The sequence below is a fragment of the Aeromonas schubertii genome, from assembly GCF_000820105.1.
Lineage (GTDB): Bacteria > Pseudomonadota > Gammaproteobacteria > Enterobacterales > Aeromonadaceae > Aeromonas > Aeromonas schubertii.
Window position 1 is genome coordinate 1 of record NZ_CDDB01000098.1, and the last position, 7,719, is coordinate 7,719.

6 protein-coding genes are annotated in these 7,719 nt (G+C 63.8%); all 6 read right to left on the bottom strand.

Annotated features, from left to right (window positions below; translation table 11 throughout):
- Window positions 1–268: 268 nt before the first annotated feature.
- Window positions 269–1,144, bottom strand: coding sequence for a DMT family transporter (locus BN1133_RS18220; protein ID WP_227002255.1), 876 nt, complete (start codon window positions 1,142–1,144; stop codon window positions 269–271).
- A 117-nt stretch (window positions 1,145–1,261) separates the two neighbouring features.
- Window positions 1,262–2,194, bottom strand: coding sequence for a carbamate kinase (gene arcC, locus BN1133_RS18225; protein ID WP_050667870.1), 933 nt, complete (start codon window positions 2,192–2,194; stop codon window positions 1,262–1,264).
- On the bottom strand, window positions 2,191–3,609 hold the full coding sequence (gene hydA / locus BN1133_RS18230; RefSeq protein ID WP_050667871.1) for a dihydropyrimidinase: 1,419 nt from the start codon (window positions 3,607–3,609) through the stop codon (window positions 2,191–2,193). The genes arcC and hydA overlap by 4 nt, the downstream gene beginning before the upstream one ends.
- Window positions 3,610–3,686: 77 nt before the next feature.
- Window positions 3,687–4,904 carry a YgeY family selenium metabolism-linked hydrolase gene (locus tag BN1133_RS18235; RefSeq protein ID WP_050667872.1) on the bottom strand — a complete coding sequence of 406 codons (1,218 nt, stop codon included), beginning with the start codon at window positions 4,902–4,904 and terminating at the stop codon, window positions 3,687–3,689.
- A gap of 90 nt (window positions 4,905–4,994) precedes the next feature.
- On the bottom strand, window positions 4,995–6,188 hold the full coding sequence (gene dpaL, locus BN1133_RS18240; protein ID WP_050667873.1) for a diaminopropionate ammonia-lyase: 1,194 nt from the start codon (window positions 6,186–6,188) through the stop codon (window positions 4,995–4,997).
- Window positions 6,189–6,322: 134 nt separating this feature from the next.
- Window positions 6,323–7,510, bottom strand: coding sequence for a knotted carbamoyltransferase YgeW (gene ygeW / locus BN1133_RS18245; protein ID WP_050667875.1), 1,188 nt, complete (start codon window positions 7,508–7,510; stop codon window positions 6,323–6,325).
- Between the last annotated feature and the right edge of the window lie 209 nt (window positions 7,511–7,719).

The window sequence follows — 7,719 nt, forward strand, 5'->3', positions numbered from 1 at the left end:
AGTTGGCATGGTATTGCTCCTCAATAAATGGGTCGGGTGAGAGATCTCTCGGCGTGACCTTTAGCAGGGACCATGCCAAACAAAAAACACCTTAATTATCAATTAATTAAACACAACCCCATCCAACCACCGTCCCAGGCTACGCAATAAATCGCGCAAAGTGAGATCATGCTCTGACATTCATTGCATCGGCAGATGATAACTCCACTCGTTGAGCAAGTTATTGCCTGGCAAAGAGCAATGCACTGCTCACAACCGTTCTGTCGCCTCAGGCTGTCCTCTTTCTGCCCAGCACGATCAGCAGCAGGGCGAGCACGATCAGGGCGATGCCACTGCTCTCCACTCCCCCAGGATTCTCCCCGAGCAGCCACCAGGAGAGCAGCACACCGCACACCGGCACCGACAGGGTGCTCAGGCTGGCGATGGCCGCCGGCAGGTGCTTGAGCACCACCAGCCAGAGGCTCCAGGCCAGGGCCGTGGCCAGGATGGCACTGTAGGCCAGGGCCCCGAAGAGGTAGGGGTGCCACTCGATGGGGCGCTGGGGCACCAGCAGGGCGATGACCCCCATCACGGCCGAGGCGTAGAGCATCTGCCAGGCGGTGACACTCAACAGATCGACCCCGGGGTGGCGGGCGTAGAGGCGCTTGACCACGATGGCGCTGATCCCCCAGCTGATGCCCGAGGCGATGGCCAGCAGGGCACTGCCCAGCGAATCGGCCGCGATCTGCCAGGGGGCGATCACCAACATCAGGCCGGCGCCGGCCAGGGCCACGGCCAGGTATTGCAGCCGCCCCATTCGCTCGCCGAGAAAGAGGGCGGCGAAGATCACCACCCAAAACGGCATGGTGTAGCTCAGGATGGCCACCTTGCCCGCCCCGCCGCTCACCAGGGCCCACTGGGCCAGCCCCACCATGCCGCAGGTCTGAAACAGGGCGATGGCCAGGGTGAAGCGAAAGGGGGTGGGTCTGAGATAACGGCGTCCGCGCAGGCGCAGCACTCCCATCAACAGCAGGGCCCCAAACAGGCAGCGCAGGGCGGTGAAGTCGAACGCCCCCGCATAGGCCGTCACCTGCTTCATCATGATCCAGCTGTAGCTCCAGATCCCGGTCAGCAGCACCAGCCCCCCCAGGGCCGGCAGATTTATCTTCACGCCTCTCTCCTCCCCGGTGTGCACACGCGGGGTACATCAACGGTGTGGTGGCACAGGGTACACCAAAACACAGAGGGGGCACGCGCCCCCTCTGCCGACCCGGGCTCAAGACTAGAGGGCGATGCGGGTACCGGTCTGACCGGCGATCCCCTCGGCCGCCTTCTCCAGCTGGGTGATGAGGGACTCGCGCCCCGGCCGGGAGGCGGCAAACGAGACCGCCGCCTCCACCTTGGGCAGCATGGAGCCGGCGGCAAAGTGCCCCTGCTCGATCAGGCTGGCCGCATCCCTGACGCTGAGGCGATCGAGCCACTGCACATCGGGCTTGCCAAAGCGGATGGCCACCTTCTCCACCGCCGTCAGTATGATGAGGAGATCCGCATCGATGAGCTCGGCGAGGCGAGCGCTGGCCCAATCCTTGTCGATGACGGCGCTCGCCCCGCGCAGATGGTTGCCCTCACGCAGCACGGGAATACCGCCACCGCCGGCGGTGATCACCACCTGACCGGCCGCCAGCAGGGCGCACACCGTCTCTTTTTCGATGATGTCGACCGGCTTGGGCGAGGCGACCACCCGGCGATAGCCACGGCCGGCGTCCTCCTTGAGCCGCTCTCCCTTGGCCATCAGGGCCTCGGCCTCTTCCTTGCTGAAGAAGCCGCCGATGGGCTTGCTCGGGCCCTGGAAGGCGGGGTCGTTCTTGTCCACCTCGACCTGGGTCACCAGGGTCGCCACCGGGGTGGGCAGACCCAACTCGAGCAGCGCCTCGCGCAGGGCATTTTGCAGGTCATAGCCGATATAGCCCTGGCTTAGGGCCACGCAGACCGACATGGGCAGGTGCGGCGCCTTGGGGTCGTGACGGGCGGCCACCTCGAACGCCTGCTGGATCATCCCCACCTGGGGACCGTTGCCATGGGTGAGCACCACCTGGTGACCGTCGGCGATAAGCCCGGCGATGACCCGGGCCGTCCCCTGCACCGCCTTCATCTGCTCGGGCAGGTTGTTGCCCAGGGCATTGCCCCCGAGCGCCACCACGATTCTCTGTTTCATCTTGCGTCTCTCTGTTGGGATGACCCGGCCACGGGGGCCAGGGCCGCATTGAAGGGATCGCGGGCCAGGAAGCGCCCCGCCCCGCGTCTGCCGACAAACTCACCCTCCCGGGCCACCACCTCACCCCGACTCAGGGTGAGGCGCAACTGGCCACGGCAGCGCATCCCCTCGTAGGGGGAGTAGTCGGCGTTATCGTGCAAATACTTGTGTTCGATCCGCAGCTCGCCCCTGGGATCGATCACCACCAGATCGGCGTCGGCGCCGAGACTCAGGCTCCCCTTGCGTGGCCAGAGGCCAAACAGGCGAGCCGGGTTGGCGCTGGTGAGAGCCACGAAACGCGACGGTGTGATGCGTCCCGTCATCACCCCCTCCGAGAAGAGCAGGGGGAGGCGGTTCTCCACCCCCGGCAACCCGTTGGGGCAGCGGCTGAAATCCCCCCGCGACAGGGCCAGGCGCTGGGCGTGGGAGAAGCTGCAGTGATCGGTGGCCAGGGTATCGATATCCCCTGCGGTCAAGCCCACCCAGAGCTTGTCGAGTTCGCTGCGGGGGCGCAGCGGTGGGCTCAGCAGGTAGTCGAGGCCGTTTTCGCGGAAGTAATACTCCTCGTCGAGCAGCAGATACTGGGGGCAGGTCTCGACCCATACCGGCTGCCCCTGACGGCGTGCCAGCTTGAGGTAATCGAGCCCCAGGCCGTTGGAGAGGTGGACGATATAGAGGGGGGCATCCCCGGCCAGCCGGGCCAGGTTGATCATGCGCCCTATGGCCTCGGCCTCGCACTCGAGGGGGCGACTCAAGGCGTGGTAGTAAGGGGCCGTGTGACCGGCGGCGAGCAGGGCGGCACGCCGCTCGGCGATGGCGGCATCATTCTCCGGGTGGACGGCGGTCAATGCCCCCACCTCTTTGAGGCGTGAGAGGGCTCGCAGCACGTCTGTGTCCCCCAGCTTGTACTGGTAGGTGAGGTAGAGCTTGAAGCTGCTCACCCCCGCCTCCACCATGCTGGCCATCTCATGGAGGATGGCGTCGTCCACGTGCTGCACCACACCGTGAAAGCCGTAGTCGATCACCGCCTGACCGCCCGCGTACTCATGATAAAGGGCCAGCTGATGGTGCAGATTGCACCCCGCCGGCCCGAATCCCATGTGGTCGATGATGGAGGTGGTGCCGCCACAGGCGGCGGCCCGGGTGCCGCTGTAAAAGTCATCGCAGCTGCGGGCGATCCCCACATCGATGTTGAAGTGGGTGTGGGCGTCGATCCCCCCCGGCATGACGTAGCAGCCGGCGGCGTCGATCACCTCGCAACCGGGGGCGACCAGATCGCTGCCCCGGGCACGGATCACCCCCTCCTCGATGAGGAGATCCTCGCGATACTCCCCCGCCTCGTCGACCAGAGTGCCATTGATGATGAGTCGTCTCATCCCTGACTCCTGTCACAACGCCCCGCGGACACGCCGCGGGGCAAGAGGGCTTGGCGCCCGATGTCACTCAAAAAGGCCTAACCCTCGAGCTCGCTGAGGTATTGCAGGGGGATCACGGCGTACATGGCGGCGCATTTCACCAGGTGATCCTTCCAGGTCTTCTCGTTCGGGGCGTGAGCCTCGGGCTCTTTGCCCGGACCAAAGCCGATCACCGGAATGCCGTGGCGGCCCATGATGGAGACGCCATTGGTGGAGAAGGTCCACTTGTCGACCAGCGGCTTCTTGTTAAAGAGCCCCTCGTAGGCACGGGTCAGGGTCTTGACCGTGATGTGATCCTCTTCCACCTTCCAGGTCGGGAAGTAGCACTCGGTGGGGTAGACCAGGCCGGTGTAGGCCGGGCGATCGTACTGATACATGGAGACCCGGGCACCGGCCGCCTTGACCGCCGGCAGGGCGCGGATCTCGTCGAGCGCCCCCTCCCAGGTCTCGCCCCAGGTGAGGCGACGGTCAATGGAGACGGCGCAGCTGTCGGCCACGGCGCAGCGGCTTGGCGACGTGAAGAAGATCTCGGAGACGGTGAGGGTCCCCTTGCCGAGGAAGTCGTCATGGCCGAGGTGGTGGCTGAGCGCCTGCAGCTCGCCCAGGATCGGGCCCATCTTGAAGATGGCGTTGTCGCCGCGCTCGGGCGCCGAGCCGTGGCAGCTCACCCCCTGCACCTCGACCCGGATCTCCATGCGTCCACGCTGGCCACGGTAGATGTTGCAGTCGGTCGGCTCGGTGCTGACCACAAACTCGGGGCGGATCTTGCTCTGCTCTATGATGTACTGCCAGCAGAGGCCGTCGCAGTCTTCCTCCTGCACGGTGCCGGTCACCAGCAGGGTGTATTTGTCCTCGAGCCCCAGATCCTTGATGATCTTGCCCGCATAGACCATGGAGGCCATGCCCCCCTCCTGATCCGAGGCGCCACGGCCACCGATGATCTCGTGATCCTCCATCCCCTCATAGGGATCGAAGCTCCAGTTGGCCATGTTGCCGACCCCCACGGTATCGATGTGGGCATCCATGGCGATCAGGTGCGGGCCGTGGCCGATATAGCCGAGCACGTTGCCCATGGGATCGATCTCGACCTTGTCGAAGCCAACCTTCTCCATCTCCTCCTTGATGCGCAGCACCACGCGCTCCTCGTCGCAGCTCTCGCTCGGGATTGCGATCATGTCACGCAGGAAGGCGCTCATCTCGGCGCGATACTTGTGGGCCTGCTCCAGCACCATTTCAAACGGAATTTGCTTGCTCATCGTCATCTCCAACTTGTGTCAACCGGCGGCGCCATCACAGGGCGCCACCCTCAATCTGTTCGCCCCCGAGGTGGAGGCCCCGCTCGCCCCTCAGATGGGGTGCTTGCCTTCCCACACCACCTCCCGGTAGTGGGCCATGTCGGTGTCCCCTTCGGTGTTGACCAGCAGCACCACCGACTCCTGGTTAAGCCCCAGGCGCGCCATCAGGGCCTCGCGCTGTGGATGGTGGCGCACCGCCACCAGCAGCCCGGCCCCCACCGCTCCCGACTCACCCGAGACGATGCGCGAGTCCTCACCCAGCGGATTGCCAAGCACCCGCATGCCGAGCGCCGAGACCTTGTCGTGACAGGAGACAAACTGGGTGGCGCAGCCCTTGAGCAGCGGCCAGCCGAGGGGGTTGGGTTCGCCGCAGGCGAGCCCGGCCATGATGGTGCGCATCTCGCCCCCCACGTTGACCATCTCCCCGGCGACCCCGGAGCGGTAGATGCAGTCCGCCTGATCCGGCTCGACGATGATGCTGTGCAGCTCACGGGCGCCGAAGCAGTCCACCAGATAGCCGAGCACCCCGCCCGCCAGGGCCCCGACACCAGCCTGCAGCAGCACATGGGTGGGCTGCCGTATGCCCATTCCCTGCATCTGCTCCACCGCCTCGTCGGCCAGGGTGGAATAGCCTTGCATGATCCAGGTGGGGATCTCGGTGTACCCCTCCCAGGCGGTGTCCTGCACTATGTACCAGCCGCGCTCCTCGGCCATCTTCATGGTCAGGCGCACGGTGTCGTCGTAGTTCATGTCGGTGACGATGCACTCGGCCCCCAGGCTCAGGATGTGATCCACCCGCTCCTGGGCCGAGCCCTTGGGCATGTAGACCACCGCATGCTGGCCCACCTGTTTGGCGGCCCAGGCGACGCCGCGACCGTGGTTGCCATCGGTGGTGGTGGCAAAGGTCATGGGCTCCTTGATGGTGCGTTTGATGAGATCGAAGGTGAACTCCTCCACCGCCACCCCGAACTTGTTGCACAGCAGGTTGGCGATGGCGTAGACCCCGCCCAGCATCTTGAAGGCGTTGAGGCCGAAGCGTTTGGACTCATCCTTGACCAGGATCTGCTTCACCCCCACATAGGCGGCCAGGGCCTGCAGGTCGCACAGGGGCGTTGGCTCGTAGCCGGCCAGTTTCTTGTGGAAGGCGCGCGCCTTCTGGGCCTCGGCGCGGGAGAAGAGGGGGGACGTTTCACCGGTAAAAAAGCGGTTATCGGCAATATCCATCTTCAGGGAAAATTGGGACATGCGTACCTCGCAAAACAAGCCTGAGTGAGCCTGGCCTCGCCGGGCGACCCGCGATATTCGGGCCCCCTGGGGAGACGACTCACCATGGTTAATCCGGGGCGGGAGAGCGATTTCCCGCCCCCTGTTTTCGTTATTTATTTGACCCGTTTCTGGGCCTCTTTGAGCAGCGCTTCAAGGGTTTCGCCCGGTGCGGAGAATTTACGGGCGACGATCATGGCCGCGATGATATAGGGCTTCCAGCTTGCCTCTTTGTACGTGGCAATACGGTATTTCTCGAATACCCCCTCGGTCACTTCCCCCTCCTTGCAGGAGACACCGGAAATATCCGCCGGCAGGCAGTGCATATAGAGTGCCTCGCCCCCCTTGGTGTGCTTCATCATCTCCTCGGTGCAGTGCCAATCCTTGTGCTTGGCGTTCTGCTCGAGGCAGTGTTTCTCCAACTCCTTGAGACCGGCATGGTCATTGGCGCGCAGCAGCTCGGTGCGCTGCTCCATCACCTTGTAGGGGGCCCAGGACTTGGGATAGACGATGTCGGCATCCTTGAACGCCTCCTCCATGGAGGTGACCTGACGGAAGCTCCCGCCGGAGGCCTTGGCGTTCTCTTTGGCCACCTCGATCACATCCGGGATCAGGTCATACCCTTCCGGATGGGCCAGGGTCACGTCCATCCCGAAGCGGGTCATCAGACCTATGATGCCCTGCGGCACGGAGAGCGGCTTGCCGTAGCTGGGGGAGTAGGCCCAGGTCATGGCAATCTTCTTGCCCTTGAGGTTGTCCAGGCTGCCGAAGTGCTCCTGCAGCCAGGCCAGGTCGGCCATGGACTGGGTCGGGTGGTCGATGTCGCACTGCAGATTCACCAGGGCCGGACGCTGGGGCAGCACCCCCTTCTCGAACCCTTCGTCGAGCGCCGCGCCCACTTCGCGCATATAGGCGTTGCCGGCGCCAAGATACATGTCGTCACGAATGCCGATGGCATCGGCGCAAAACGAGATCATGTTGGCGGTTTCACGCACCGTCTCGCCGTGGGCGATCTGGGACTTGCCCTCGTCCAGATCCTGCTGGGCCAGGCCGAGCAGGTTCAGGGCCGAGGCATAGGAGAAGCGGGTACGGGTGGAGTTGTCACGAAAGACCGAGATGCCAAGGCCGCTATTAAAGAGCCTGGTTGCGATATTTTCGCCGCGCAGCGTCTTGAGTGCCTCGGCAATTTTCAATACCAGCTCCAACTCTTGGGGAGTCTGCTCCCAGGTCAGCAGAAAATCTTTTTCATGCAGCCCTGACTTGAGGTTTTTTATCTCTTTAATTAACTGGTTCACGTCTTTCATCATTCGCCCCACTCATTGGATGAAAATATGGATGGCGCTCTCTCTTTAATAACGAATGCCACCATCACAATGAAAAGGGGTGAACACTCGAAAGCGCGGTCCATGAGGGGCAATCAATAAGCGTGCCAAGCACTCGAAATAACCGTTCCCCCTCCCCTCATCCCCCATTCCCGTGACCCGGTTCACACAACGCCTGCGCGCCGGCAGCC

Coding starts and splice junctions, on each gene's coding strand:
- hydA (WP_050667871.1), bottom strand. CDS start 3,609: ATGAGACGACTCATCATCAATGGCACTCTGGTCGACGAGGCGGGGGAG.
- ygeW (WP_050667875.1), bottom strand. CDS start 7,510: ATGAAAGACGTGAACCAGTTAATTAAAGAGATAAAAAACCTCAAGTCA.
- arcC (WP_050667870.1), bottom strand. CDS start 2,194: ATGAAACAGAGAATCGTGGTGGCGCTCGGGGGCAATGCCCTGGGCAAC.
- dpaL (WP_050667873.1), bottom strand. CDS start 6,188: ATGTCCCAATTTTCCCTGAAGATGGATATTGCCGATAACCGCTTTTTT.
- BN1133_RS18235 (WP_050667872.1), bottom strand. CDS start 4,904: ATGAGCAAGCAAATTCCGTTTGAAATGGTGCTGGAGCAGGCCCACAAG.